Origin of the sequence: Streptomyces sp. NPDC006140 (assembly GCF_040628815.1) — a bacterium.
Taxonomy (GTDB): Bacteria; Actinomycetota; Actinomycetes; order Streptomycetales; family Streptomycetaceae; genus Streptomyces.
In genome coordinates this window covers 558625-585244 of record NZ_JBEXTS010000004.1, presented here as the reverse complement: position 1 = coordinate 585244, position 26620 = coordinate 558625, and the positions used below count along the sequence as shown (strand labels likewise).

The following is a 26620-nucleotide window of genomic DNA, read 5'->3' as shown; positions in this document are numbered from 1 at the left end:
CACGGAGTGAGGAGTACGTATGCGTCGTCGCCTAGTCCGAGCCCTGGCCCGGTCACTGGTCCTGGCAGCCGCGGCATCCGCCGTATCCATGGGTTCCACCGCCCCTGTGGCCGCCGACAGTGTGGTCATAGGCGGATTTCCCGTCGACGCGTCGGAGAGCCCGTGGACGGTGGCCCTGTCCAGTCGTGACCGGTTCGGAGGTACGCGCGCGGGGCAGTTCTGCGGCGGTGTGGCGGTCGGCCGCAGCACCGTGCTCACCGCGGCCCACTGCCTGGACGAAGACGTCCTGGGCGGGCCTCCGGAGCGGGTCCGTGATCTCAAGGTCATAGCGGGGCGCACGGACCTGCTCTCGGATCGAGGCGGTCAGGAGATCGCCGTGCGAGACAGCTGGGTGAACCCGGCGTACGACGGTGTCAGCAACTTCGGGGACTTCGCCGTACTGACCCTGGCCGAACCTCTTCCGGCCGGCTCGGTGATCGGCATGGCGGCCGACGGTGACCCCGCGTACGAAGTGGGCGGGACCGCGACCGTGTACGGCTGGGGCGACATCTCGGGCGCCGGCGAGTACCCCGGCGGCCTGCGGGCGGCACGCGTGCGCGTACTCCCCGACGCGCTCTGCGAGGACGCCTACCCGGGCGGTGCCGAGGGCACCTACGACGCCAGGAGCATGCTGTGCGCCGGGGAGACGGAGGGAGGCCGGGATGCCTGCCAGGGCGACAGCGGGGGGCCGCTGGTGGCCCAGGGGCGGTTGATCGGACTCGTCTCCTGGGGGACGGGCTGCGGACGGGCCGGCAGCCCCGGGGTGTACATGCGTGTGTCCGACATCATGCGGACGCTCGGCTGGCCACGGGTGTGAGGACGCGGGGCCGGGCGTACGGCAGGGCCTGCTGAGGACTTGTGGGGACGAGGACGGGCGGCTGCCTCTCGAACAGAGGCAGCCGCCCGTTCACCGGCCTGTGCCGGCTGGCTCGTCGTCGGACGCGAGGTGTCAGCGCTCTTCTTCGGAGGCGGTCGCGGGAGCGGCCGTGAGCCGCTCCGTCTCGTCCTGTATCTCAGCGGCGATCTTCTTGAGTTCCGGCTCGAACTTGCGCCCGTGGTGGGCGCAGAAGAGCAGCTCTCCGCCGCTGAGCAGGACGACGCGCAGGTACGCCTGGGCGCCGCAGCGGTCGCAGCGATCAGCGGCCGTCAACTGGCTCGCAGGGGTCAGAACAGTAGTCACGTCGCCTCTTCTCTAGCTCGACGAGCTGTCGTACCAGGGTCAACATCCAACCAGCCCCAAAACGTTCCCGCTCGTGGCTTCTCCTCGAAAAAATCTTTGCGAGGCGGCTGTCTGCTGCCGGTTGGCGGCGAATGTGCCGTATTGCGTGTCTATGTGTCTTACGGGGCTTCGCGTTATATCGGTGGTCGGTCCTCCCGGCTGGGTTGCCGGTTGTTCATGAGGACGTGCCCGGAGCCTAAATGGTTCATGCCTGGAAGGGAACGTGATGTGTACTTCACTCCATCGAGGGATCGAACATGCATGCGAGTCTGGACTAGTGTGAGTTTCCGACGAGGGTGGCGTTACAGCGGCTCTACCAGGCCTCGGTACCCTCTCACCGGTGACTGAAGTCGCGCCCTTACCCAAGAGGGCCCCATCTGAAATTCAGCGAGGAGCGAACCGCGTGACCGCCGAGACGTCCGTGCCGTCCACAGCTCTGCTGGCAGGAGCAGACCGGGACGGTTCCAACTACACCGCGCGGCACCTGCTCGTCCTCGAGGGGCTCGAGGCCGTGCGGAAGCGCCCGGGCATGTACATCGGGTCGACCGACAGCCGCGGCCTGTCGCACTGCCTCTGGGAGATCATCGACAATTCCGTCGACGAGGCCCTCGGCGGTTACTGCGATCACATCGAGGTCATCCTCCACGACGACGGCTCGGTCGAGGTCCGGGACAACGGCCGGGGCATCCCGGTCGATGTCGAGCCCAAGACCGGCCTCTCCGGCGTCGAGGTCGTCATGACCAAGCTGCACGCCGGCGGCAAGTTCGGCGGCGGCTCGTACGCCGCCTCCGGCGGTCTGCACGGCGTCGGCGCCTCCGTTGTGAACGCCCTGTCCGCCCGCCTCGACGTCGAGGTGGATCGCGGCGGGCACACCCACGCGATCAGCTTCCGGCGTGGCGTCCCCGGCGCCTTCGCCGCGACCGGCCCGGACGCCAAGTTCGAGGCCAAGAGCGGCCTGCGCAAGGCCAAGAAGATCCCCAAGACCCGCACCGGCACGCGCGTGCGCTACTGGGCCGACCGCCAGATCTTCCTCAAGGACGCCAAGCTCTCCCTGGAGGCGCTGCACCAGCGCGCCCGCCAGACCGCGTTCCTGGTGCCCGGCCTGACCATTGTCGTGCGCGACGAGTACGGGCTCGGCGAGGGCGGCAGCAAGGGCGAGGAGTCCTTCCGCTTCGATGGCGGGATCAGCGAGTTCTGCGAGTACCTGGCCAGTGACAAGCCGGTCTGCGACGTCCTCCGCTTCTCCGGTCAGGGCACGTTCAGAGAGACCGTCCCGGTCCTGGACGAGCATGGCCAGATGACACCCACCCAGGTCACCCGCGAGCTCGACGTCGACGTCGCGCTGCGGTGGGGCACGGGGTACGACACGACCCTGAGGTCGTTCGTGAACATCATCGCCACTCCCAAGGGCGGCACCCACGTGGCCGGCTTCGAGCAGGCCGTGACCAGCACGATGAACGAGGTGCTGCGGGCCAAGAAGCTCCTGCGCGTCGCCGAGGACGACATCGTCAAGGACGACGCCCTGGAAGGCCTGACCGCGGTCGTCACCGTGCGCCTGGCCGAGCCCCAGTTCGAAGGCCAGACCAAGGAAGTCCTGGGGACCTCGGCGGCCCGCCGCATCGTGAACAACGTGATCAGCAAGGAACTGAAGGCGTTCCTGACCTCCACGAAGCGGGACGCCGCCCAGCAGGCCCGGGTCGTGATGGAGAAGGCCGTCGCCGCCGCCCGGACGCGCATCGCCGCTCGGCAGCACAAGGACGCGCAGCGGCGCAAGACGGCCCTGGAGTCCTCCTCGCTGCCGGCCAAGCTCGCCGACTGCCGCAGCGACGACGTCGACCGCAGCGAGCTGTTCATCGTCGAGGGCGACTCCGCGCTCGGTACGGCGAAGCTCGCCCGGAACTCCGAGTTCCAGGCGCTGCTGCCGATCCGGGGCAAGATCCTCAACGTCCAGAAGTCGTCCGTGACCGACATGCTGAAGAACGCCGAGTGCGGCGCGATCATCCAGGTCATAGGAGCCGGTTCGGGCCGGACCTTCGACATCGACACGGCCCGCTACGGCAAGATCATCATGATGACCGACGCCGATGTCGACGGCTCCCACATCCGCACGCTGCTGCTGACCCTGTTCCACCGCTACATGCGGCCCATGGTCGAGGCCGGCCGGGTCTTCGCCGCGGTGCCGCCCCTGCACCGGATCGAGATCGTCCAGCCCAAGAAGGGCCAGGACAAGTACGTGTACACGTACTCGGACCGGGAACTGCGCGACAAGCTCATGGAGTTCCAGAGCAAGGGCATCCGCTACAAGGACTCGATCCAGCGCTACAAGGGTCTCGGTGAGATGGACGCCGACCAACTGGCCGAGACGACCATGGACCCGCGCCACCGCACCCTGCGCCGGATCAACCTCTCTGACCTGGAAGCGGCCGAGCAGGTCTTCGACCTGCTGATGGGCAACGACGTCGCTCCGCGCAAGGAGTTCATCTCGAACTCCGCGGCGACGCTGGACCGGTCCCGCATCGACGCGTAGCGGCTGCGCCGGGCGGGCTGGGGCGTCAGTGACCTGGTCTCAGCCTGCCGTGGTCCGACGGTGCCGGACCACGGCGTGAACTGCGCCACCTGCGCATGCTGCCCCGTCTGCCGTCTCGTGGACACCGCCGTGCCGCGCTCGTTCAGGAGCGGCACGGCGATGTCCGTGTGAGGCGTTGCCGCAGGGCTCGGTCAGCGCCGGAACACGCGTCGGCTTCGGCTGCCCGCGGACCGCATCTCCACCTCTGGGTGGAGATGCGCCCGTCGGGACTCCACCCATGATCCACCCGGGATCCGATCCTGTGACCTGGCATTTTCCGTAGCGTCGAAGGCGTCGGCAGCACCCGCTGCCGGCGCTCCCTTGCTCGCCCACGGAGGCTGTGATGTCCGGGCTCGTCGACGCGTTGGTGATCGTGGCCGTGGCCGTCCTGGTGATCGCCCGGCAGTTCCGCGCCGACCGGATAGACGGGGAGCGCCGCTGGTGGCTCCTGCCCGCGATCCTGACCGTTGTCGCGCTGCGCGAGCCGGGCATACTCGATTCCCAGCACCCCACTGCCTCGGCGCTGCTGCTCAGCGCCGAACTGCTCGTCGGCCTGGCCACCGGCGCCGGCTGGGCCTGGACCACCCGCATCTGGTCGGAACCGGACGGCTCCGTCTGGTGCCGGAGCAGCAAGGCGAGCGCCGCAGTCTGGGCCGTCGGCATCGGACTGCGCGTCGGCTTCTTCGCCCTCGGTGCGGCGGTCGGCGTCCAGCAGGACAGCTCCGCCCTGCTGCTGGGGCTCGCCGGCACTCTGCTCGTCCGGTCCGGAATCCTGGCCTGGCGAGCCCAGTCCCTGCGCGCTGACGCGATGTCGAGCGGAGCGTACGGTGACAGCACGACCCGGCCTGCGGGGAAGGAGCGCGTGTGAAGGACAACGTCTGGACACGCTGGCCTTCCCGGGAGGCGCTGGGCCGTGAGGGGCTCTCCCGCTCCCGGTGCCTGCTGGCCTGGACGGTGCGGACCCTGGTACTCGGCGTGCTGCTGTGGGGCACTCTCGCCGACAGCCGCGTGGGCGGCTGGAAGACGGTTGCCGGGGCCGGAGGAGTGCTCCTGGCGGCACTGCTCGCCTGGGCGTTCTTCCGGACCACGCTCCAGCACCGGCTGTGGCCGTCGCTGGCGTCGCTCGCGCTGCTCCAAGGCGTCGCCGTCGCGGCGCAGCTGTCGGGGTTCGAGGTGGCGGCCCTCGTCGTATGGTGCGGCTGCGCCGTTTCGGCACTGGAGCGGCTGCCACCCGCCATCGCCCTCACCGCCGCGGGCCTGGCACTCGGTTCGTACGGGCTCGTCAACGACAGCGACCCCCTGACGACCGTGGTGAGCGGCGTCGGCCTCGCCCTGGCCGGCTACACACTGCGTCTCGACGCCGAGGCGCGTGGCAGCGCCCAGCGGCTGCTCGCCCAGGAGCGGGTCGCGCGGGCGGCCGAGGCGGAGACGGCGGCGCTCGCGGAGCGGGCCCGCATAGCGCGGGAGATCCACGACGTGCTCGCCCACAGCCTCTCGGCCCAGCTCGTGCACCTGGAGGCGGCCCGGCTGCTCATCGAGCGCGGCGGGGAACGGGAGCAGATCCTCCAACGAGTGGTGGCGGCACGGGAGATGGCGCGCGGCGGGCTCGCCGAGACACGCCAGGCGCTCTCCGCCCTGCGCGGCGAGCTGACCCCGCTGGAGGACTTCCTGAACCAGCTGGTGGGTACGTCCGACGGCGCGGAGATCACCATCACGGGTGAACGTAGGACACTGCCGGCCGAGGCCTCGCAGACCGTGCGCAGAGCAGCCCAGGAGGCTCTGACGAACGCCCGCAAGCACGCCCCGGGCGCCAAGGTGCGCCTTCGGCTCGACTACCGCCCGCACGAAGTGACCCTGGACGTACGGGACTCGGGCGGCTCGCCGGGCGAGCTGACCGGGACGGGCGCCGGGTACGGTCTGCTCGGCATGCGGGAGCGTGCCGAGCTGCTGGGCGGCTCGCTCGAGGCGGGGCCGGGAAAGGAGGGGTTTGTGGTGACGTTGAAGGTGCCGGCATGACCGAGGAGGCCGAGCGGAGAACCGCTCGGGTGGTGGTCGCGGACGACCAGACGGTGGTGCGGGAGGGCATCGTGATGCTGCTCGGCCTGCTGCCCGGGATCGAGGTCGTCGGGGCCGCGGGAGACGGGGAGGAGGCGGTGCGGCTGGTCGGGGAAGTCGCCCCGGACGTAGTGCTCATGGACCTGCGCATGCCCCGCTGCGACGGCGTGGAGGCGACCCGCAGGATCCGCGCGGAGCACCCCGGGACGCAGGTCGTGGTGCTCACGACGTTCGCCGACGACGACTCGCTGTTCCCGGCGCTGGCGGCGGGGGCACGCGGCTATCTCACCAAGGACGCGGGCGGAGAGGACATCGTGCGGGCGGTGCACAGCGTGCTGTCCGGGGACGCGGGACTCTCGCCGGGCATCCAGAGACGGCTCCTGGAGCGCCTGACGGAGGCCGACCCCAGACCGGCCGCGCCCCGGGAGGCGCCGGACGGGCTCACCGCCCGGGAGACGGAGGTGCTGGTCCTCATCGCCGAGGGGCTCAGCAACCAGGAGATCGCCCGAAGGCTGCATGTCTCCACCGCGACCGTGAAGACGCACATCAACAACATGTTCACCAAGACGGGGCTCAAGGACCGTGCGCAGGCGGTGCGTTACGCGTACGTGCAGGGGCTGGTGCGGCCACCAGCGGGTTGAGTCACCTGATGGGGTGAAGAGGGAGGGGAAGAAGAGTCGGGGATCTTCCCGTTCTGTCCATCCTTGGGCATGCAGCCAAGCAAGGGCCGTCCCCGCGGAGTCGGGGCTGGTCAGGAGAGTTCGGTCGGGCCTTTCGACCGTCAAGTCCCGGTCCCGGCCGAGGAGGCCGGACAGCTCAGGTACGACGACCCCTGGTACGACGCGCTCGCCTCCGGCTGGGGCGAGTCGACCGGTGCCGGGGCGCCCGCTCCGGCGGCGGTGCCGTCGGCGCGCGGGGAGGGGAAGGCCGGGGTCGCGGCGGCCGACGTGTACCTGGAGGTGCAGCGCAGCGAGGCCTTCCAGGAGGTCAGGCGGCGATACCGCAGGTTCGTGGTGCCGGCCTTCGCGGCCTTCTTCGCCTGGTACGTGGGCTACGTGGTGGCTGCCACGACCGCACCGGAGCTGATGGCCCGGCCCGTGGCGGGAGCGGTGAACGTGGCGATGCTGGCCGGGCTCGGGCAGTTCCTGACCACCTTCCTGTTCACCTGGGCGTACGCGCGGCACGCGCGGCTGCGCCGGGACCGGGCGGCGCTGGAACTGCGCTGGGACACGCAGGAACTGACGCGTGGCGTGAACGGCAGTGCCTCGTGACAGGTGGACACCAGACGCTGGCGCTCCTGCTGTTCAGCGCGTTCGTCGCGGTCACGCTGGCGATCACGACGTGGGTCAGCCGTCACAGGCGCGGCTCGGCGGAGGAGTTCTACGCGGGCGGGCGGCTCTTCTCACCCATGGAGAATGGTTTTGCCATCGCGGGCGACTACATGTCGGCCGCCTCCTTCCTGGGGGTCACCGGGCTCATCGCCCTGTTCGGCTACGACGGGCTGCTCTACGTCGTCGGATTCCTCGTGGCGTGGCTGGTGGTGCTGTTCTTCGTCGCGGAACTGGTCCGCAACTGCGGCCGGTTCACCCTCGCCGACGTCGTGGCGGCGCGGATGCGGGAGCGGCCGGTACGGATCGCGGCGGGAACCTCCTCGGTGACCGTGTCCGTTCTGTATCTGGTGGCGCAGATGGTCGGAGCCGGAAGCCTCGTGGCGCTGCTGCTCGGAGGTACGAGCGAGGCGGCACGGGCGTGGACGGTCATCGGTGTCGGGGCGCTCATGGTGATCTATGTGTCGTTGGGAGGGATGCGGGCGACCACCTGGATCCAGATCGTCAAGGCCGTCCTGCTGCTCGGCGGCACCATCGCGCTGACGGCGCTCGTCCTGGTGCGCTTCCACGGCGATCTTGACCGGCTGCTGCTCACGGCCGCGGAGCGCAGCGGGCACGGCGAGGCGTTCCTGGCGCCGGGGCTGAAGTACGGAGGGGACTGGACCGCCCGTTTCGACTTCATCAGCCTGGGCCTGGCCCTGGTACTGGGCACGGCGGGGCTGCCGCACATCCTGTCCCGCTTCTACACCGTGCCCACGGCGCGCGCCGCACGCCGCTCGGTCGTCTGGGCCGTGGGGCTCATCGGCGGCTTCTACCTGATGACGATCGTGCTGGGATTCGGCGCGGCCGCCATCGTGGGGCCGGACGCGGTGCGCGGGTCGAACGCGGCCGGGAACACGGCGGTTCCGTTGCTGGCGCTCGATCTGGGCGGTGGCGCCGGGTCCACGGGGGGAACGGTTCTCTTCGCGATCGTCGCCGCGGTCGCCTTCGCCACGATCCTCGCCGTGGTCGCCGGCATCACGCTCGCATCCTCGGCGTCCGTGGCCCACGACCTCTACGCGTCCCTGCGGCGCCGGGGCGGCAAGCCGCGCAGCGAGGTGGCCGTGGCCCGGGTCGCGGCCGTCGGCGTCGGCGTGGTGGCGATCGCCCTCAGCCTGCTGGCCAGGGACCTCAACGTCGCCTTCCTCGTGGGCCTCGCCTTCGCGGTCGCCGCGTCGGCGAACCTTCCGGTGCTGCTGTACTCCCTGTTCTGGCGCGGTTTCACCACACGTGGCGCCGTGTGGGCCGTCTACGGCGGTCTCGTTCCGGCCGTGGTGCTCGTGGTGCTCTCCCCGGTGGTCTCAGGCAGCCCCGACTCGCTGTTCCCGGGCGTCGACCTCCAGTACTTCCCGCTGCAGAACCCGGGTCTGGTCTCGATCCCCCTGGGCTTCCTCGCGGGCTGGCTGGGCACGGTCACCTCGGCGGAGGTCCCGGACGAGGCCCGGCACGCGGAGACCGAGGTGCGGTCGCTGACCGGGGCCGGAGCGGCGTGAGGCGCACGCCCCTCCCGCCGGCGGCGGCTACGGTGCCACCCACGCGTAGCGGTGCTCCGGCCGGCCCGTGTCGCCGTACCGGAGGGAGAGGCGCAGCCGACCGGACTGTTCCAGACGGCGCAGGTAGCGCTGGGCCGTGGAGCGGCTCAGGCCCGTCTCGGCGGCGACCTCGTGGGCGGAGAGCGGATGGTCCGCGCGGTGCAGGACACGGCAGATCAGTTCCGTGGTGGGCTCCGAGTGACCGCTCGGCAGACCAGGGGGCGTCGAGACCGGGGTGGTACGCAGCGCGCTGAAGATCCGGTCGACCTGCTCCTGGGCGGCGACGCCGCGGCCGCTGCCGACCCGCTCGACGGTGCGGCGCAGGGCGGCATAGGAGTCGAGGCGGGTGTGCAGCGCGGCGAAGGTGAAGGGCTTGACCAGGTAGTGCAGGGCGCCCAGGCGCATGGCGGCCTGGATGGTCGCCACGTCCCCGGCCGCGGTGATCATGATGACGTCGGTGCCGTGGCCCTGGTCCCGCATGCGGTGGACGAGTTCGAGGCCCGTCTGGTCGGGCAGGTAGTGGTCCAGCAGCATCAGATCGATGCCTCCGCGCTGCACCCGCGCCAGCGCCTGGGCAGCGCTGTGCGCACGAGCGGCCACCCGGAAGCCGGGTACCTTCCCCACGTACTTGGCGTTGATCTCGGCGACACGGAAGTCGTCGTCCACGACCAGGACGTCAATCATCGGGCCTCTTTCCGTCAAGGCCACGCGGGCGTCAGGCCCGTGTTTCGGCTCCGTTGTTGTAACCCGGGGAAAACGAGCACAACAGGCCCTTGCGAGCAAAAGAACGGTATGCGCTCACAAGACTGATGCCGCATCCGGAACCGGATCTACCGTCCCCGGCCATGAGCGCAGACACCAGCCCCGCCATCGAACTGCGGGGCGCGAGCAAGACGTTCAGGACTCCGTCGGGCGGCCTGCACACCGCCGTCCGGAACCTGGATCTCACGGTCGGCCGGGGGGAGTTCGTCGCGGTCGTCGGCCCCACGGGTTGCGGCAAGTCGACCACGCTGACCCTGGTCAGCGGCCTGGAGGAACCCTCCGAGGGCGAGGTGCTGGTCGCCGGGGAGCCGGTGCGCGGCGTCGGCGACAAGGTCGGTTTCGTCTTCCAGCAGGACGCCACCTTCCCCTGGCGCACGGTCCTGTCCAACGTGATGGCGGGCCCGCGCTTCAGGGGCGTGCCCAAGGCGGAGGCGAAGCGGAGGGCGAGCGAGTGGCTGGCCCGGGTCGGACTCGCGGCCTTCGAGGACCGTTACCCGCACCAGCTCTCCGGCGGCCAGCGCAAACGCGTCGCACTCGCCGCGACCTTCGTCAACGACCCCGAGATCCTGCTCATGGACGAGCCGTTCTCGGCGCTCGACGTGCAGACAAGGGCGCTGATGTCGGACGAACTGCTCGAACTGTGGGAGGGCACGCGCGCCTCGGTCGTCTTCGTCACCCACGACCTGGAGGAGTCCATCGCGCTGGCCGACAAGGTCGTGGTGATGACCGCCGGACCGGCCACTGTGAAGCAGACCTTCTCCATCGACCTGCCACGGCCGCGGAAGGTCGAGGCGGTGCGCCTGGAACCGCGTTTCATCGAGATCTACCGCGAGATCTGGGAGTCCCTCGGCGAAGAGGTGCGCATCACCCGCGAGAGGGGTGCCGCCCATGTCGCCTGAGGTGATCAGCACCACGGTCGTGGAGACGGCCAAGGCACCGGACCGCGCCCACTCGCGGGCCCGCGCCGCGCGCCGGCGGAAAGTCCTCATCAACGTCGTCCGGGTACTGCTGCTGGTCGGTGTCCTCGGTTTGTGGGAGGCGTTGTCCCGGGCCAAGGTCATCGATCCGTTCAACTTCTCCATGCCCTCCCAGATCTGGGACCAGATCTACACCTGGGTGACGCACGGGACCGCGCTCGGCTCCCTGGGCGAGCAGATCTGGTACACGCTCTACGAAGCGCTGCTCGGCTGGGTCCTCGGTGTGGCCACCGGTGTCGTCCTCGGTATCGCGCTGGGACGGATCACCTTGCTCGCCGATGTTCTTGGTCCATACATCAAGGTGCTCAACTCGATCCCCAGGATCGTCCTCGCGCCGATCTTCGTGATCTGGTTCGGGCTCGGCCCCGCCTCCAAGGTCGCGTCGGCCGTCGTCCTGGTCTTCTTCCCGGTGTTCTTCAACGCCTTCCAGGGCGCACGCGAGGTGGACCGCAACCTCGTCTCCAACGCCCGGATCCTGGGCGCGAGCGACCGCAGGGTGACCCTCCAGGTGGTCGTCCCGTCCGCCACCTCGTGGATCTTCACCAGCCTCCACGTCAGCTTCGGCTTCGCCCTCATCGGCGCCATCGTGGGCGAGTACATCGGCGCCACCAAGGGCATCGGCCTGCTCGTCGCGCAGTCCCAGGGCACCTTCAACGCGGCCGGGGTGTACGCGGCGATGGTCATCCTCGCCGTCGTCGCGCTCCTCGCCGAAGGGCTGCTCACCTTCGCCGAGCGCCGGATCTTCCGCTGGAAGCCCGCGGATTCCGGGCACTGACGCTCTCTGCACGCCCCCTTCCCGTTCCTCCCCTTCACAAGGACGTGAACCGCCATGCGCAAGACCGCCCGCTACGCCGCCCTGGCCGCCACCGGCCTGCTCGCCCTCTCCTCGCTCACCGCCTGTGCCAACGACGCCGCCGGTACGACGTCGACCGGCTCCGGCAGCACGGGCGACGGCAAGGGCGAGAAGGTGAAGATCATGGTCGGTGGCCTGGACAAGGTCATCTACCTGCCCGCGATGCTCACCCAGCGGCTCGGCTACTTCGACGCCGAGGGGCTCGACGTGCAGTTGCTGTCCGAGCCCGCCGGCGTCCAGGCCGAGACCGCGCTCGTCTCCGGGCAGGTCCAGGGAGCCGTCGGCTTCTACGACCACACCCTCGACCTCCAGACCAAGGGCAAGCACATCGAGTCGGTGGTGCAGTTCTCACGCGCTCCCGGTGAGGTCGAGCTGGTCTCCGACAAGGCGGCGGGCGACATCACCTCACCCAAGGACTTCAAGGGCAAGAAGCTGGGCATCACCGGGCTGGGTTCCTCGACCGACTTCCTCACCAAGTACCTCGCCGTGAAGAACGGCGTGAAGATCAGCGACTTCACGTCCGTCGCGGTGGGCGCCGGGCCGACGTTCATCTCCGCGCTGCAGAAGGGCTCGATCGACGGCGGCATGACGACCGACCCGACCGTCGCCCAGGTCCTCGACAAGAAGGCGGGCAAGATCCTCCTCGACATGCGGACGCCGCAAGGGTCCCAGGAGGCGCTCGGAGGTCCGTATCCGTCGTCGAGTCTGTACATGCAGACGGACTGGGTGAACAGCCACAAGAGCACGGTCCAGAAGCTGGTCAACGCATTCGTCAAGACACTCACGTGGATGTCCACACACAGCGCGTCCCAGATCGCCGACAAGATGCCGGCCGACTACTCGCAGGGCGACAAGGCGCTCTACGCGCAGGCGATCAAGAGCACGCTGCCGATGTTCACCAAGGACGGCGTGATGCCCGCGGGCGGTCCCGAGACGGTCGAGAAGGTGCTCAAGGCGTTCAATCCCAACATCAAGAACGCCAAGATCGACCTCGACCAGACCTACACGACCGAGTTCGCGAAGAAGGCCGCGGGCTGACAGCCGAGACCGCCCCGAGCCGGCCGCCTAGGCGCGGGTCGCCCACACGTAACGGTGTTCCGGGCGGCCCGCGTCGCCGTACTTGAGGGTCAGCCTGGCCCGTCCCGTGCGTTCCAGGAGCTTCAGGTACCGCTGGGCCGTCTGGCGGCTCACCCCGGTGCGCTCGGCGATCTCCTGGGCGGACAGGGGGCCGTCGGCGCTCATCAGGGACTGACGGACCAGCTCCGCCGTGGTGGGGGAGTGCCCTTTGGGCAGATCGGGCTCCGACGGTGCCGACAGCGCCCCGAAGATGCGGTCCACCTCGGCCTGCTCGGCCTCCCCGCCGCCGTCGAGGGTGCGGCGCAGCTGGGCGTAGGCCTCCAGCTTGGAGCGCAGCCCGGCGAAGGCGAACGGCTTGACCAGGTACTGCAGCGCGCCGTGCCGCATGGCCGCCTGCACCGTGGACACGTCCCGTGCCGCCGTCACCATGATCACGTCGGTCTGGTGGCCGCGCCGCCGCATCTCCTGGACGACCGCGAGCCCCGTCTCGTCGGGCAGGTAGTGGTCCATGAGGACCAGGTCCAGCCGGGGCAGCGTCTCCAGCTGGCGCAGCGCGTCAGCGGCGCTGTGCGCCTCGCCCGCGACATGGAAGCCGGGCACCTTCTCGACGTAGGCGGCATTGACCCGCGCGACCCTCGTGTCGTCGTCCACGACCAGGACCTCGATCATCACGACTCCTCCTTGGCGGCCCGCGGAGCCGACGGCACGCTCAGGGCCGGTTCCGGGCCCGGCTCGGCCAGCGCCTCGGGCAGCACGACGGTGAACTCCGCGCCCCCGCCGTGCGCCCCGCCGACGGTCGCGCTGCCCCCCTGCCGCTCGGCGAGCCTGCGCACCAGGGACAGCCCGATGCCCCGCTCCCGATGGGCCGGCGGCTTCTTCGTGGACCATCCCTCGTTGAAGACCAACTCCCGGTGCTCCGGCGGAATCCCCGGCCCCGTGTCACGGACGCGGAGCACCACCGTACGTCCCTCCGCGCGGAGTTCGACCTCCACGCGCGCGTGCGGCTTGCCCGCGACGGCGTCCAGGGCGTTGTCGACCAGGTTGCCGACGACGGTGACGAGCCCCTGGGGGTCGATCAGCCGGTCGGGCAGGCGGGTCCGGTCCGACACCCACAGGGCGACGCCCCGCTCGGCCGCGACGGTCGCCTTGCCGACCAGCAGGGCGGCGAGCAGCGGGTCCTCGATCCGCTCGGTGACCTGCTCAGCGGTGGCCCGGTGGTCACCGACCACCTCGCCGACGAACTCCACGGCGTCGTCGTACATCTCCAGTTCGAGCAGCCCCAGCAGTGTGTGCATCCGGTTGGCGTGTTCGTGGTCCTGGGCGCGCAGGGCGTCGATCAGACCCCGGGTGGAGTCGAGTTCGCGTCCCAGCTGCTCCAGTTCGGTGCGGTCGCGCAGGGTGGCCACGGCGCCGCCGTCGTCCGTGGGCATGCGGTTGGCGACGAGCACGCGCTGACCGCGGACGGTCAGCAGGTCCGTGCCGGCGACGCGCCCGGCCAGCACGTCGGCCGTGCGGCCCGCGCCGAGCGCCTCGTCGGGCGTGAGGCCCACCACAGCGTCCCCGAGGCCGAGCAGACGCTGGGCTTCGTCGTTGACCAGACGGATGCGGCCGGTGCGGTCCAGGGCGACGACGCCCTCCCGGATGCCGTGCAGCATCGCCTCGCGTTCCGACAGGAGCGCGGCGATGTCCGAGAAGGCGAGGTCCCTGGTCTGCCGGTGGACGCGCCGGGAGATGAGCCAGGCCGCCAGCGCGCCGACGGCCAGGGCGCCTCCGGCGTACGCGAGCAGCCCCGGGATGGCGTGGATCAGCCGGGCCCGGACGCTGTCGTAGGCGATGCCGACCGAGACGGCGCCGACGACGGTGCCGTCGCTGTCGCGCAGCGGCACCTTGCCCCGGGCGGAGCGGCCGAGGGTGCCGCTGTCGATCTCCATGACCTCGTGGCCGGCCAGGGCCTGGCCGGGGTCGGTCGAGACGATGCCGCCGATCTGGCTCGGGTCGGTGTGCGACCAGCGCACGCCCCGCCAGTCCATCACGACGATGTACTCGGCCTTGGTGGCCTTACGGATCCGCTCCGCCTCCTTCTGCACCGGACCGTCCGGCGAGGGCGGCGTGTCCCTCAGGTCCTTCACGAGGTCCGGCTGCTGCGCGGTCGTCTGCGCGATCGCGAGCGCGCGGCGCATCGCCTGGTCGTCGAGCTGGTCGCTGAGGGGCGCGAGGAACAACCCGGTCGCGAGGACCGCGACTCCCGCGGCGATCGCCACCTGCATCAGCAGCACCTGCGAGAAGACCCGCCGCGGCAGACCGAGGCGCAGGCGGCGTGCGGGGGGAGTGGGGCTCATACCCAAGAAGGTACGTGCGGCTGCCTGGCTGCCGTAACGGGTGTGGCGTGGATCTCTTGATCAATGCGTGCAGAGGCTGCATCGACGTCCGGGCAGTCGGCGTCAAGGGTGGATGGTGACGGCACCGCCCCTGGCGCCGGCCGTCAGCTCGCCAGGGCCGTCGTCAGCCTGGCCTCGCGCACCGCCACCACGTCCATCCGCGCGGGTGATCCGAGGACCGCCGCGCCGCAGCTCTCCGGGCGGGGCGGCAGACCCGCGGCCTGGGCCACGTCGACGTGCCAGTGGCGCCCGTCGGCATGGGCGACGGTCACCTCCCAGCGCGGAGCGGCACCGGCCGTGCGGACGACGCTCAGCGCCTCGGCCGCGTAGTCGCCGATCCTGGTGCGCACGGCGAGCTCGGCGGCCTGGCCGGGCCGTTCCCAGGCCGAGCTGCCCCGGCACCCCTCCAGGACGATCCGTCCCTCGCGCGCACCGTGCAGCACCTCTTTGAGGGTGTGCGCCTCGGCCCGGCCGTACGCGTAGCCGTACGGCAGCACGAGCACCGTCGGGGAGAAGCGGTGACCACCCAGATGGGTGACCTCCCAGACGCCCTCGACCCCCGACGTGGCGAGTTCGGCCGCGAGAGGCCGGCCGAGGAGGGCGCAGCAGCGGTCGCGCTTGCCGTTGGTGCAGACGAGCGCGAGCGGGTCACCGTCGTGCGGGCGTCCGCCGAGCAGCGCGTCGAAGGAGCGGTGGTCGCCACGGCCGAGTGCGGCGAAGTCGAGATCGAGCAGTTGCCCCGGGTCCGAGGTCGTGGCGCTGTGCAGCCACACGTTCCCCGGCACGGTGTGGGCCGCGTACACCCGGCGCGTGGCGGGCATGCGGCGGTCCGCGTGGCGCCCGGGGCGGCGGATGAGCACGATCCGTACGCCCGTGTCCTTCGCGGCCGCCTCCAGGGCACGTCCGAGCGTGGGGTCCAGGTGGCTCGAGGTGAGCGCTTTGGCACCCCACGGGCCGGGCTGTTCCAGCAACAGCCAGGTCCTGGCGGTGGCCGCGGTCCCCGCAACGGGCTCGTCGAGGTCCCGCGAGACGCTTGAGCACGTACTCACAGAGGTGAGCCTAACCTGAGTTGGCTCACGGCTCCTCCCGGGCCCGCCCTCTCCTACTCCGGGAGTGGCTGAGGCGGCTTGGCGCCCGTGTAGAGACCGCTCGGGCGCATGCGCAGCGGGCGTTCGCCGTACTCCTCCAGGGCGTGGGCGATCCAGCCCGCCGTACGGGCCACGGCGAAGATCGTCTCGCCCGCGGTAGCGGGCATGCCGCAGGACGTCGTGAGCACGGCGAGCGCCAGGTCGACGTTGGCGTGCAGCGGGGCGTGGCGGGCCGTGGTCTCGACGATCTCGCGGGCCGCGAGGAGGGCGGGCTCTGCCTTGGGGATGTCCTCCAGGGCGGCGAAGAGGGCACGCGCGCGTGGGTCCTCACCGGGGTAGAGCCGGTGGCCGAGTCCCGGGATGCGGCGTCCGGCGCGCAGTTCGCCCGCGATCACGGGGGCCGGGTCGCCCTGATCGAGGACGTCCCTGAGAAGCCGGTGGGCGAGTCCGCTGGCCGCGCCGTGCAGCGGCCCCTCGATGACGCCGAGCCCGGCGGAGACCGCCGCGTAGGCATGGGCCCGGGCCGACGCGGCGACCCGCACCGCGAGCGTGGAGGCGGCCAGGTCGTGATCGACCAGGAGGGCGAGGGCGGTGTCGAGGGCGCGCAGGGACGCCTCGCCGGGTTCCCGGCGGGACAGCCGGGACCACAGGCGGTGGGCCAGCGGGCCCGTGTCGCTGCGGTCGCGGCCCACCACCGGCAGGGCGGCGACGAGCGTGGGGATGAGGGTGCGCGCGGTGCCGAGGACGGCGTCCTCGGACAGGTCGAAGCGCAGTGGGTCGGCGGTCGCGGCAGCCGTCGTCGCGACCCGCAGCAGGTCGGCGGGGGCGGCGTGTTCGGGCAGGGCCTCGACGGCACGGCGGGCGACGGCGACGGAGGCGGCGGGTGCGGTGAAGGTGCTGCCCGGGCGCATCCTGCCGGTCCACAGCCACTCGGCGACCTCCTCGTAGCTGTGCCGGGTGGCCAGCTCGACCGCGTCCACGCCGCGGTAGTAGTAGCGGTCGCTCTCGATGAGCGTGAGGCGGGTCCGTACGGAGAGTTCGCCGCCGGAGCCGGAACCGCCCGCGCTCTCCCGCCGGTTGCGCCGGGCGAGCGCCTCGACCTCCCGGGCGTCGAAGGTGCTGCCCCGGCCGCCGGACACGCGACGGCTGCTGAGCTGGCCGCGGCTCACGTACGCGTACACGGTCTCCGGTTTCACGCCGAGCAGCTCGGCGGCCTCCTTGGTGCTCAGCCGCCGTTCCGCGTCGAGGGGGGCGGGCTCTTGATCGCGCATGGGGGTCACCGTATCCGGCTAGCAGACCATTGACTGACATGTTGATCGAATCAATATTGACACAACTCAAGTCAAGCATGGACAGTCGAATCAAGTCCAGGGAGGAAGACATGTCCGTCAACAGGTCCGCAGCCACTCTCCTCGAAGCACCGCGGGGGCTCGCCGGGGTCGTCGTCACCGACACCCGGATCGGTGACGTCCGCGGTCTCGAGGGCTTCTACCACTACCGGCAGTACTCGGCCGTCGATCTCGCGCGCACCCGTGGGTTCGAGGACGTCTGGCACCTGCTCGTGCACGGCGACCTGCCCGACGCCGGGCGCAGCGCGGCCTTCGCCGCCGAGACCGCCGCGCTGCGACGGCTGCCCGACGAGGTGCGAGCGGCTCTGCCGGCCATCGCGGCCGCCGGCGGGCGCTCCGGTCCGCTCGCCGGGATGCGCACGGCGCTGTCGCTGCTGGGCGCGGCCAAGGGCTTTTGCCCCGTGTACGACATCGACGCCGAGCGGCGTCGGCAGGACACGCTCGAGGCGGCCGCCGCCGTGCCCACCCTGCTCACCGCCCTGCACCGGCTGGGGAAAGGGCTCGAACCGGTGGAGCCGCGCGAGGACCTGTCGTACGCGGCGAACTACCTGTACATGTTGACGGGGTCAGTGCCGACCGAACAGCACGCCCGGGCGATCGAGCAATACCTGATCTCAACCATTGATCATGGATTCAATGCATCCACGTTCACGGCCCGGGTCATCGCCTCCACGGGCGCGGACGTGGCGGCGTGCCTCGCCGGTGCGGTGGCGGCGCTGTCCGGGCCGCTGCACGGTGGCGCGCCCAGCCGGGCGCTGGACACCCTGGATGCGATCGGCACCCCGGACCGTATCGACTCGTGGGTGCGTCAGCGGGTGCTCGCCGGTGAGCGCATCATGGGCTTCGGGCACGCGATCTACCGCACGGAGGACCCCCGGTCCCGGATGCTGCGCGAGGTCGCCCGGCAGTTCGGCGGCCCCCGGGTGGACTTTGCCGTCGAGGTCGAGCGTCACGTCGAGGCGATACTGGCGGAGCTGAAGCCCGGCCGCGAACTCCACACCAACGTCGAGTACTACGCGGGCGTGGTCATGGAGCTCTGCGGCCTGCCCCGCGAGATGTTCACACCGACGTTCGCCGCCGCGCGCGTGGTGGGCTGGAGCGCCAACATCCTGGAGCAGGCGGAGGACACGAAGATCATCCGCCCGGTGGCGCGGTACGTGGGGCCTGAGGCGCCGGTGCCGGTGCCGCCTGAGCAGGACGTCTCGCAGCGATGAAGCATGGGCAAGGCGAGGCCTGACGGGGCAAAGGTCCGGCACCGCAAGGTGCCGGACCGAGGGCGAGCCGGTCACACGGCCAGGAGGTCGCGCTCCTTCCTGATCGCGGTCTGGAAGTCGCTGACGACGATGCGTTCGCAGTCCACTCGGGCAGCGACCGCTGGTGGGATGCCTGTTGAGTGCGGCCGTGCCCTCCGTACCGATGGCGGCGAGCGGCGACGCCGGTAGGCCCTACAGGCCAACGGCTTCCCCAGCGGTGTTCAGTGACCGAGAGTTCATCCTGTACGAAGGTGGCGGCGAAGCAGCTGCCTCGCCCGGTCACAGTGGGGCCCCGCTGAGCGATACCCAGAGGGGACCCCACGATTCGGCTAGCTGTCGGCGTGGGCGCCCATCACAACCCGGTAGCCCCGTACAGGTCTACTGCGGCCTGCACGGCGCGCAGCGTCCAGTATGTGGCGGCCATTCCGCCGGCCACGAGGACGCAACCAGCACGAAACCTGCGCCACACCTTCCGCCTACGCTCTTCCACTGCGAAACCCGCCTTTCTTCATGCGCTCTGACTGGGTGTCAGGACTTGTCCATCTCGGGACCCGGGCGCTCGAGATGTGACTGGTGTCAGGAACGTGCCGCACGGTGGTCACCGCAGCCTCCCGAGTGTGGGGAGGTCGAGTGTGGAGAGGTCGAGGATGGTTGCTCCAGCTCGCCGGACGCGCTGTAGTCAACCTGGTTGGCGTCTAGAGAAACGCGCCGGTTTATGGGTTCGTTACCGCCCAGGCATGTGACGCGTTCCGGGGAGTGATTGGCGATAACACCCACCACTCGATGGCTGACTCCTCCAGTTGCGTCATGAGGTCGTCGGAAATCAGCCCCGTCCGAGCTCCTCGGACCTGGCGACGAGGAGCGCCCTGTGCGTGCGGGCGGCGTACCAGTACGCCCGGAAAACGGGGTGGTTGGCGTCACGAGTGTTGGCGAACAGGAACTGGCGCTGCTTCCGCGAAGGCACGGTCCCGTCGCAGGCGTCCAGCACCTCGGTCAGCTCCGGGTCGTCCACAGCTTCGCTCAGCACCTCCAGTGCAGCCGCTGCCGGTGCGCGAGGCTGGCCCGGCGCCGCGACTGCGCGGCCTGCTCCAGGTGCTGAATCCGGGGACGCAACGCGTGGAACGCGGGTGGCTACAGCAGGGCCAGGACAGCGGCGGCGCCCGCCGCGAGACCCCTCCCTGGCGAGGCGGTGGCCCTCAGTCCTCGGGACCCGAACCTCTGTGTGGCCATGCCAACCCCCACATTCAGACGGCCGTCCGCCGGTCGTCGGGGTGCGGGTCGACTGGAGGGGACCGGCGCGCGGTGGGCGGCGCTTTCCGTCTCCCAGAGTGCCGAGCGGCTCTGATCGGCGGGGAGGCGGAGGAGAGGCGCACGGAGGGAAGCGAGGGTCGCACAAACCGGCGCCATGCCCAACGTCTGCCCCGCGAGTGCTGCTAACAATCGTTCACTTCGTCGCGTTCTGGGGCTCGTATCCTGGGGCGGCATCCCCATTTCCTCCGTGTGCCGGGAACGTGAGCCGGTGCACGCATCGGCGTGAGAGAGGTCGCACGGTGAGTCAGCGGAGCCCGGAACCGCAGCAGATCCCGGTCGTCGTCCTGGCCGGATTCCTCGGCTCGGGAAAGACCACGCTGCTCAACCACCTCCTGCACCGCAGCGGAGGCAGCCGGATCGGCGCCATCGTCAACGACTTCGGGGCCATCGAGATCGACGCGATGGCCGTGGCCGGAGCGCTCGGCGACTCGACGGTCTCGCTCGGCAACGGGTGCCTGTGCTGTGCCGTCGACGCGAGCGAGCTGGACCAGTACCTGGAGCGGCTCGCGGCGCCCTCCCTCGGCATCGACGTCATCGTCATCGAGGCCAGCGGTCTCGCCGAGCCGCAGGAACTGGTGCGGATGGTGCTCGCCAGCGAGCATCCGGGGATCGTCTACGGCGGGCTCGTCGAAGTCGTCGACGCCGCCGAGTTCGACGACACCCGGGCCCGGCATCCCGAGATCGACCGGCATCTCGCGCTGGCCGACCTCGCCGTGGTCAACAAGGTGGACCGGGCGGCGGACGGCGAACGCGTCCTCGGGCTCGTCCGGTCCCTCGTCGACCGCGCCGCCGTCGTCCCGGCCACCTACGGCCGGATCGACCCCGAGTTCCTCTTCGACTGCCGGCCGAGCGAGGAGCGCATCGGGCAGCTGTCCTTCGACGACCTGCACGAGCACGGCGGTCACGGCGAGCACGACGACCACGCCGGGCACCTGCACAGCTCCTACGACAGCCTGTCGTTCACCTCGACGCAGCCCCTCGACCCGCGCCGGCTGATGGAGTTCCTCGACAGCCGTCCCGAGGGGCTGTACCGGATCAAGGGATACGTCGACTTCGGCCCGTACGACGTCCGCAACCGCTACGGCGTGCATGCCGTCGGGCGGTTCCTGCGCTTCTACCCGGAACCCTGGCCGGCGGGCGAGGAACGCCTCACCCAGCTGGTCCTCATCGGCTCCGGCATCGACGCACCCGCTCTCGACAAGGAACTCGACGCGTGCCGCAGCGACGCCCCGCACGCCGACGAGCACGGCATGTGGGGCGTCCTGCGGTACGTGCGGGACCCCGACGAGGATCCCGCCGGGCCGGCCTAGACCGGCCCGGCCACCACCGCCACCGTCTTGGCCAGCGAGACACCCGAGCCGTCGCGGCGCGGGTCGATCTCCGGCAGCTCGGCCGGGCTGCCGTTCTTCTGGGCGGCGAGAGCGGGAGCGGGGCCCGCCCAGGCCAGGGACAGGCAGTCCTCGCCCTTCAGGAACCGCTGGCAGCGGACGCCACCGGTGGCTCGGCCCTTGCGCGGGTACTGGTCGAACGGGGTCATCTTGGCCGTCGTCTGGACGGAGTCGTCCAGCGTGCCCCGCGAGCCCGCGACGGTGAAGACGACGGCGTCCGCCGCCGGGTCCACCGCCGTGAAGGAGATGACCTTCGCGCCCTCGGAGAGCTTGATGCCGGCCACACCGCCGGCCGGGCGGCCCTGCGGGCGGACCTGGGACGCCTGGAAGCGCAGCAGCTGGGCGTCGTCGGTGATGAAGACCAGATCCTCCTCACCGGTGCGCAGCTCGACCGCGCCGACGATCCGGTCGCCCTCCTTGAGGGTGATCACTTCCAACTCTTCCTTGTTGGCCGGGTAGTCCGGCACGACGCGCTTCACGACCCCCTGGGCCGTGCCGAGCGCCAGGCCCGGCGACGACTCGTCGAGCGTCGTCAGGCACACCACCGTCTCGTCGTCCTCCAGGGAGACGAACTCGGCCAGCGGGGCGCCCCCCGCGAGGTTCGGCGTCGACATCGACTCCGGGAGCTGGGGCAGGTCGACGACGTTCAGCCGCAGCAGCCGGCCCGCCGAGGTGACCGCGCCGATCTCGCCGCGCGCGGTGGCCGGCACCGCCGAGACGATCACGTCGTGCTTCACGCGCTTGGCGGCGGCGTCCTCGGCGAACGGCTCGCCGTTGGCCGTACGGGCCAGCAGACCCGTCGAGGACAGCAGCACCCGGCACGGGTCGTCGGCCACCTGCAGCGGCACGGCGGCGACCGGGGCGCCACCCGACTCCAGCAGGACCGTACGCCGGTCGGTGCCGAACTTCTTGGCGACCGTGGCCAGTTCGGAGGAGACCAGCTTGCGCAGCTCCGCGTCCGAGTCGAGGATCCGGGTCAGCTCCTCGATCTCCGCGTTGAGCCGGTCCTTCTCCGTCTCCAGTTCGATGCGGTCGTACTTGGTCAGACGGCGCAGCGGTGTGTCGAGGATGTACTGCGTCTGCACCTCGCTCAGCGAGAACTGCTCCATCAGGCGCTGCTTCGCCTGCGCGGAGTTCTCGCTGGAGCGGATCAGCCGGATGACCTCGTCGATGTCCAGCAGGGCCGTGAGCAGACCCTCGACCAGGTGCAGCCGGTCGCGCTTCTTGCCCCGGCGGAACTCCGAACGCCGCCGGACGACGGTGAACCGGTGGTCGAGATAGACCTCCAGCAGCTCCTTCAGCCCCAGCGTGAGCGGCTGGCCGTCCACCAGGGCGACGTTGTTGATGCCGAAGGACTCCTCCATCGGCGTCAGCTTGTACAGCTGCTCCAGGACCGCCTCCGGCACGAAGCCGTTCTTGATCTCGATGACCAGGCGCAGGCCGTGCTCGCGGTCGGTGAGGTCCTTGACGTCGGCGATGCCCTGGAGCTTCTTCGAGCCGACCAGGTCCTTGATCTTGGCGATGACCTTCTCGGGGCCGACCGTGAAGGGCAGCTCCGTGACGACGAGGCCCTTGCGGCGGGCCGTCACCGGCTCCACGGAGACCGTCGCCCGGATCTTGAACGTGCCACGGCCTGTCTCATAGGCGTCCCGGATGCCGGACAGGCCGACGATGCGGCCGCCCGTGGGCAGGTCCGGGCCGGGGACGTGCTTCATCAGGGCGTCGAGATCGGCGTTCGGGTGCCTGATCAGGTGGCGGGCGGCGGCGATGACCTCGCGCAGGTTGTGCGGCGGCATGTTCGTCGCCATCCCGACCGCGATGCCCGAGGCGCCGTTGACCAGGAGGTTCGGGAAGGCGGCGGGCAGCGCCACCGGTTCCCGCTCCTGGCCGTCGTAGTTGGGGTTGAAGTCGACCGTGTCCTCGTCGATCGACTCCGTCATCAGGCTGGTCGCCTCGGCCATCCGGCACTCGGTGTACCGCATGGCGGCCGGCGGGTCGTCGTTGCCCAGCGAGCCGAAGTTGCCGTGACCGTCGACCAGGGGGACGCGCATCGAGAAGGGCTGGGCCATGCGCACCAGGGCGTCGTAGATCGACGCGTCGCCGTGCGGGTGCAGCTTGCCCATCACCTCGCCGACGACACGGGCGCACTTGACGTACCCCCGCTCGGGGCGCAGGCCCATCTCGTTCATCTGGTAGACGATCCGGCGGTGCACCGGCTTGAGGCCGTCACGGGCGTCCGGCAGGGCGCGGGAGTAGATGACCGAGTACGCGTACTCGAGGAAGGAGCCCTGCATCTCGTCGACGACGTCGATGTCGAGGATCCTCTCCTCGTACGAGTCGTCGGGCGGCGGGGTCTTCGTGCTGCGGCGGGCCATCGCTGCCGGCTCCTTGCTGAAGCGTGAACGAGATCTGACGCCGACCATTGTGGACCGCCGCACTGACAACCGGGACCAGGACCCGGTCTCCGGCCGCCGCACCCCGTCCGCACACGTCACCGGGTCTCGCTCTCCGCGTACCCCGCCCGGGAACTTCACCGGCGGTTCGCACGCTTGCATACAGTGGCAGGACCGGCAGGAAACCGCGGTTGTGAACGACCGCTCCGCGATCGAAGGGACGTACATGCCCATGGGTCACACGGCCACAGCCCAGGCAGGCTCCGGGGGCCTGACAGCGACCGAGCACCGCCTGGCCAACGGCCTGCGCGTGGTGCTCTCCGAGGACCACCTGACCCCGGTCGCGGCGGTGTGCCTCTGGTACGACGTCGGCTCGCGCCACGAAGTCAAGGGCCGTACCGGCCTGGCTCACCTTTTCGAGCACTTGATGTTCCAGGGTTCCGCGCAGGTGAAGGGCAACGGCCACTTCGAGCTCGTCCAGGGCGCCGGCGGCTCGCTGAACGGCACCACCAGCTTCGAGCGGACCAACTACTTCGAGACCATGCCCGCCCACCAGCTGGAGCTCGCCCTCTGGCTGGAGGCCGACCGCATGGGCTCCCTGCTCGCGGCCCTCGACGACGAGTCGATGGAGAACCAGCGGGACGTCGTGAAGAACGAGCGCCGCCAGCGCTACGACAACGTCCCCTACGGCACCGCCTTCGAGAAGCTCACCGCCCTCGCCTACCCCGAGGGCCACCCCTACCACCACACCCCCATCGGCTCCATGGCCGACCTGGACGCGGCCACCCTGGAGGACGCGCGGGCCTTCTTCCGCACCTACTACGCGCCGAACAACGCCGTGCTCTCCGTGGTCGGCGACATCGACCCGGAGCAGACCCTGGCCTGGATCGAGAAGTACTTCGGCTCCATCCCCGGTCACGACGGCAAGCCCGCGCCGCGCGACGGCTCGCTGCCCGAGATCATCGGCGAGCAGCTGCGCGAGGTCGTCGAGGAGGAGGTCCCGGCCCGCGCCCTGATGGCCGCCTACCGCCTGCCGCACGACGGCACGCGCGCGTGCGACGCGGCCGACCTGGCCCTCACCGTCCTCGGCGGCGGCGAGTCCTCCCGCCTCTACAACCGCCTGGTGCGCCGGGACCGTACGGCCGTCGCCGCCGGCTTCGGCCTGCTGCGGCTCGCCGGGGCGCCCTCCCTGGGGTGGCTGGACGTGAAGACGTCCGGTGACGTGGAGGTGCCGGTCATCGAGGCCGCCATCGACGAGGAGCTCGCCCGGTTCGCCGAGGAGGGCCCCACAGCCGAGGAGATGGAGCGCGCCCAGGCCCAGTTGGAGCGCGAGTGGCTGGACCGGCTCGGCACGGTCGCGGGCCGCGCCGACGAACTGTGCCGGTACGCCGTGCTGTTCGGCGACCCGCAGCTCGCCCTGACCGCCGTCCAGCGCGTGCTGGAGGTGACAGCCGAGGAGGTCCAGGAGGTCGCCAAGGCCCGACTGCGCCCCGACAACCGCGCGGTGCTCGTCTACGAGCCCGTCGCCGACGAGACCGACGAAGCCGGGGACACCGCAGCCGCGGCCGGCGACGAGAACGAGGAGGCGGCCAAGTGACCGAGCTCGCCACGATGGAATTCCACCCCCAGCCGCAGGCGGGCGAGGCCAGGCCGTGGGCCTTCCCGGCCCCCGAGCGCGGCACGCTCGACAACGGCCTGACGGTGCTGCGCTGCCACCGCCCCGGCCAGCAGGTCGTCGCCGTGGAGGTGCTGCTGGACGCGCCCCTGGACGCCGAGCCGGCCGGCCTCGACGGTGTGGCCACGATCATGGCCCGGGCCTTCTCCGAGGGCACCGACAAGCACTCCGCCGAGGAGTTCGCCGCCGAGCTGGAGCGCGCCGGCGCCACCCTCGACGCGCACGCCGACCACCCGGGCGTCCGGCTGAGCCTGGAGGTGCCGGCCTCCCGGCTCGCCAAGGGGCTCGGCCTGATCGCCGACGCCCTCAGGGCGCCCGCGTTCGCCGACAGCGAGGTCGAGCGGCTGGTCCGCAACCGCCTCGACGAGATCCCGCACGAGCTGGCCAACCCCTCCCGCCGTGCCGCCAAGGAGCTCTCCAAGGAGCTGTTCCCCGCCGACTCGCGCATGTCGCGCCCCCGCCAGGGCACCGAGAAGACGGTCGCCGCGATCGACTCCACGGCCGTGCGCGGCTTCTACGAGAAGCACGTCCGGCCCGCCACGGCCACCGCCGTGGTGGTCGGCGACCTCACCGGCATCGATCTCGACGCCCTGCTCGGCGACACGCTGGGCACCTGGACCGGCTCCTCGGCCGAGCCCCGCCCGGTGCCGCCGGTGACCGCCGACGACACGGGCCGCGTCGTCATCGTGGACCGCCCGGGCGCCGTCCAGACGCAGCTGCTGATCGGCCGCATCGGCCCGGACCGGCACGACCGCGTGTGGCCCGCCCAGGTGCTCGGCACGTACTGCCTCGGCGGCACCCTCACCTCGCGCCTGGACCGCGTCCTGCGCGAGGAGAAGGGCTACACCTACGGGGTGCGCTCGTTCGCCCAGGTCCTCAGGTCCGCCCCGGACGGGACCGGCGCCGCGATGCTCGCCATCAGCGGTTCCGTGGACACCCCCAACACCGGCCCCGCCCTGCAGGACCTCTGGACGGTGCTGCGCACCCTCGCCGCCCAGGGGCTGACCGACGCCGAGCGGGACGTCGCCGTGCAGAACCTGGTCGGGGTCGCGCCGCTGAAGTACGAGACGGCGGCGGCCGTCGCGAGCACGCTGGCCGACCAGGTCGAGCAGCACCTGCCCGACGACTACCAGGCCACGCTGTACCGGCAGCTCGCCGCGACCGGCACCGTGGAGGCCACCGCGGCGGCCGTCAGCGCCTTCCCGGTGGACCGTCTGGTGACCGTGCTCGTGGGTGACGCGGCGCAGATCAAGGACCCGGTGGAGGCCCTCGGCATCGGCGAAGTCACGGTCGTGGCCGCCGAGTAGGGGCACGCGCGCGAGGAGCCCTGGTTGTCTT

At 70.9% G+C, this 26620-nt stretch carries 22 protein-coding genes; 14 read left to right on the top strand and 8 right to left on the bottom strand.

All coding sequences use genetic code 11. The annotated features are described in order from the left end of the window. The first annotated feature begins 19 nt into the window (after positions 1-19). Positions 20-856: a serine protease gene (locus ABZ386_RS15205; RefSeq protein ID WP_351347785.1), complete on the top strand. Its 837-nt coding sequence runs from the start codon at positions 20-22 to the stop codon at positions 854-856. Between the two features lie 132 nt (positions 857-988). On the opposite strand, the gene ABZ386_RS15200 is transcribed toward ABZ386_RS15205, so the two are convergent. Further along, entirely contained in the window at positions 989-1219 is a 231-nt protein-coding gene (locus ABZ386_RS15200; protein WP_094053871.1) for a hypothetical protein, read from the bottom strand. 442 nt (positions 1220-1661) lie between these two features. Here ABZ386_RS15200 and ABZ386_RS15195 point away from each other — a divergent pair, with 442 nt between their 5' ends. The 6 genes from ABZ386_RS15195 to ABZ386_RS15170 all read left to right on the top strand — a co-directional run bounded on the left by ABZ386_RS15195 (position 1662) and on the right by ABZ386_RS15170 (position 8739). Beyond that, the gene (locus tag ABZ386_RS15195) at positions 1662-3785 is read left to right on the top strand and encodes a DNA topoisomerase IV subunit B (protein WP_358964873.1); all 2124 of its coding nucleotides are present in this window, start codon (positions 1662-1664) and stop codon (positions 3783-3785) included. A 382-nt stretch (positions 3786-4167) separates the two neighbouring features. Next, positions 4168-4692, top strand: coding sequence for a DUF1453 domain-containing protein (locus ABZ386_RS15190; protein ID WP_351347781.1), 525 nt, complete (start codon positions 4168-4170; stop codon positions 4690-4692). Further along, positions 4689-5840: a histidine kinase gene (locus ABZ386_RS15185; RefSeq protein WP_358964872.1), complete on the top strand. Its 1152-nt coding sequence runs from the start codon at positions 4689-4691 to the stop codon at positions 5838-5840. The genes ABZ386_RS15190 and ABZ386_RS15185 overlap by 4 nt, the downstream gene beginning before the upstream one ends. Continuing rightward, the gene (locus ABZ386_RS15180) at positions 5837-6520 is read left to right on the top strand and encodes a response regulator transcription factor (RefSeq protein ID WP_356615521.1); all 684 of its coding nucleotides are present in this window, start codon (positions 5837-5839) and stop codon (positions 6518-6520) included. The genes ABZ386_RS15185 and ABZ386_RS15180 overlap by 4 nt, the downstream gene beginning before the upstream one ends. A gap of 69 nt (positions 6521-6589) precedes the next feature. After that, positions 6590-7150, top strand: a complete 561-nt coding sequence (locus ABZ386_RS15175) for a DUF485 domain-containing protein (protein WP_358964871.1) — start codon at positions 6590-6592, stop codon at positions 7148-7150. After that, positions 7147-8739 carry a cation acetate symporter gene (locus ABZ386_RS15170; RefSeq protein ID WP_356500079.1) on the top strand — a complete coding sequence of 531 codons (1593 nt, stop codon included), beginning with the start codon at positions 7147-7149 and terminating at the stop codon, positions 8737-8739. Before ABZ386_RS15175 ends, ABZ386_RS15170 begins: the two co-directional genes overlap by 4 nt. Positions 8740-8766: 27 nt before the next feature. Here ABZ386_RS15170 and ABZ386_RS15165 read toward each other — a convergent pair whose 3' ends face one another. Next, the gene (locus ABZ386_RS15165) at positions 8767-9462 is read right to left on the bottom strand and encodes a response regulator (protein ID WP_356615519.1); all 696 of its coding nucleotides are present in this window, start codon (positions 9460-9462) and stop codon (positions 8767-8769) included. 161 nt (positions 9463-9623) lie between these two features. Here ABZ386_RS15165 and ABZ386_RS15160 point away from each other — a divergent pair, with 161 nt between their 5' ends. Genes ABZ386_RS15160 through ABZ386_RS15150 form a run of 3 tightly spaced genes read left to right on the top strand, consistent with a single transcriptional unit; the run spans position 9624 to position 12408 of the window. After that, positions 9624-10439 (top strand): ABC transporter ATP-binding protein, encoded by an 816-nt coding sequence (locus ABZ386_RS15160; protein WP_351347769.1) that lies wholly within the window; start codon positions 9624-9626, stop codon positions 10437-10439. Next, entirely contained in the window at positions 10429-11292 is an 864-nt protein-coding gene (locus ABZ386_RS15155; RefSeq protein WP_356500077.1) for an ABC transporter permease, read from the top strand. The genes ABZ386_RS15160 and ABZ386_RS15155 overlap by 11 nt, the downstream gene beginning before the upstream one ends. Positions 11293-11346: 54 nt before the next feature. Next, entirely contained in the window at positions 11347-12408 is a 1062-nt protein-coding gene (locus tag ABZ386_RS15150) for an ABC transporter substrate-binding protein (RefSeq protein WP_358964870.1), read from the top strand. 27 nt (positions 12409-12435) lie between these two features. Here ABZ386_RS15150 and ABZ386_RS15145 read toward each other — a convergent pair whose 3' ends face one another. The 4 genes from ABZ386_RS15145 to ABZ386_RS15130 all read right to left on the bottom strand — a co-directional run bounded on the left by ABZ386_RS15145 (position 12436) and on the right by ABZ386_RS15130 (position 17184). Next, positions 12436-13116, bottom strand: a complete 681-nt coding sequence (locus tag ABZ386_RS15145; RefSeq protein WP_351347831.1) for a response regulator — start codon at positions 13114-13116, stop codon at positions 12436-12438. Further along, complete coding sequence (locus ABZ386_RS15140) at positions 13116-14786, bottom strand: sensor histidine kinase (RefSeq protein ID WP_356668772.1); 1671 nt, start codon at positions 14784-14786, stop codon at positions 13116-13118. The genes ABZ386_RS15145 and ABZ386_RS15140 overlap by 1 nt, the downstream gene beginning before the upstream one ends. A gap of 143 nt (positions 14787-14929) precedes the next feature. After that, positions 14930-15874, bottom strand: a complete 945-nt coding sequence (locus ABZ386_RS15135) for a sucrase ferredoxin (RefSeq protein ID WP_351347761.1) — start codon at positions 15872-15874, stop codon at positions 14930-14932. Positions 15875-15927: 53 nt separating this feature from the next. Continuing rightward, positions 15928-17184: a citrate synthase family protein gene (locus ABZ386_RS15130; protein WP_356500071.1), complete on the bottom strand. Its 1257-nt coding sequence runs from the start codon at positions 17182-17184 to the stop codon at positions 15928-15930. 110 nt (positions 17185-17294) lie between these two features. Here ABZ386_RS15130 and ABZ386_RS15125 point away from each other — a divergent pair, with 110 nt between their 5' ends. Next, on the top strand, positions 17295-18476 hold the full coding sequence (locus ABZ386_RS15125) for a citrate synthase/methylcitrate synthase (RefSeq protein WP_356500070.1): 1182 nt from the start codon (positions 17295-17297) through the stop codon (positions 18474-18476). Between the two features lie 862 nt (positions 18477-19338). Here ABZ386_RS15125 and ABZ386_RS15120 read toward each other — a convergent pair. Beyond that, positions 19339-19542, bottom strand: coding sequence for a DUF6082 family protein (locus ABZ386_RS15120; protein ID WP_356500068.1), 204 nt, complete (start codon positions 19540-19542; stop codon positions 19339-19341). A 523-nt stretch (positions 19543-20065) separates the two neighbouring features. On the opposite strand from ABZ386_RS15120, the gene ABZ386_RS15115 reads away from it, so the two are divergent. After that, positions 20066-21136 carry a GTP-binding protein gene (locus ABZ386_RS15115; protein ID WP_351347753.1) on the top strand — a complete coding sequence of 357 codons (1071 nt, stop codon included), beginning with the start codon at positions 20066-20068 and terminating at the stop codon, positions 21134-21136. Here the strand turns inward: ABZ386_RS15115 and ABZ386_RS15110 are convergent. Next, positions 21133-23589 (bottom strand): DNA topoisomerase IV subunit A, encoded by a 2457-nt coding sequence (locus ABZ386_RS15110; protein ID WP_356615516.1) that lies wholly within the window; start codon positions 23587-23589, stop codon positions 21133-21135. The genes ABZ386_RS15115 and ABZ386_RS15110 overlap by 4 nt on opposite strands. 244 nt (positions 23590-23833) lie before the next feature. On the opposite strand from ABZ386_RS15110, the gene ABZ386_RS15105 reads away from it, so the two are divergent. Next, complete coding sequence (locus tag ABZ386_RS15105) at positions 23834-25204, top strand: pitrilysin family protein (protein WP_351347829.1); 1371 nt, start codon at positions 23834-23836, stop codon at positions 25202-25204. Further along, positions 25201-26589, top strand: coding sequence for a pitrilysin family protein (locus tag ABZ386_RS15100; RefSeq protein ID WP_351347749.1), 1389 nt, complete (start codon positions 25201-25203; stop codon positions 26587-26589). Before ABZ386_RS15105 ends, ABZ386_RS15100 begins: the two co-directional genes overlap by 4 nt. Positions 26590-26620: the final 31 nt, after the last annotated feature.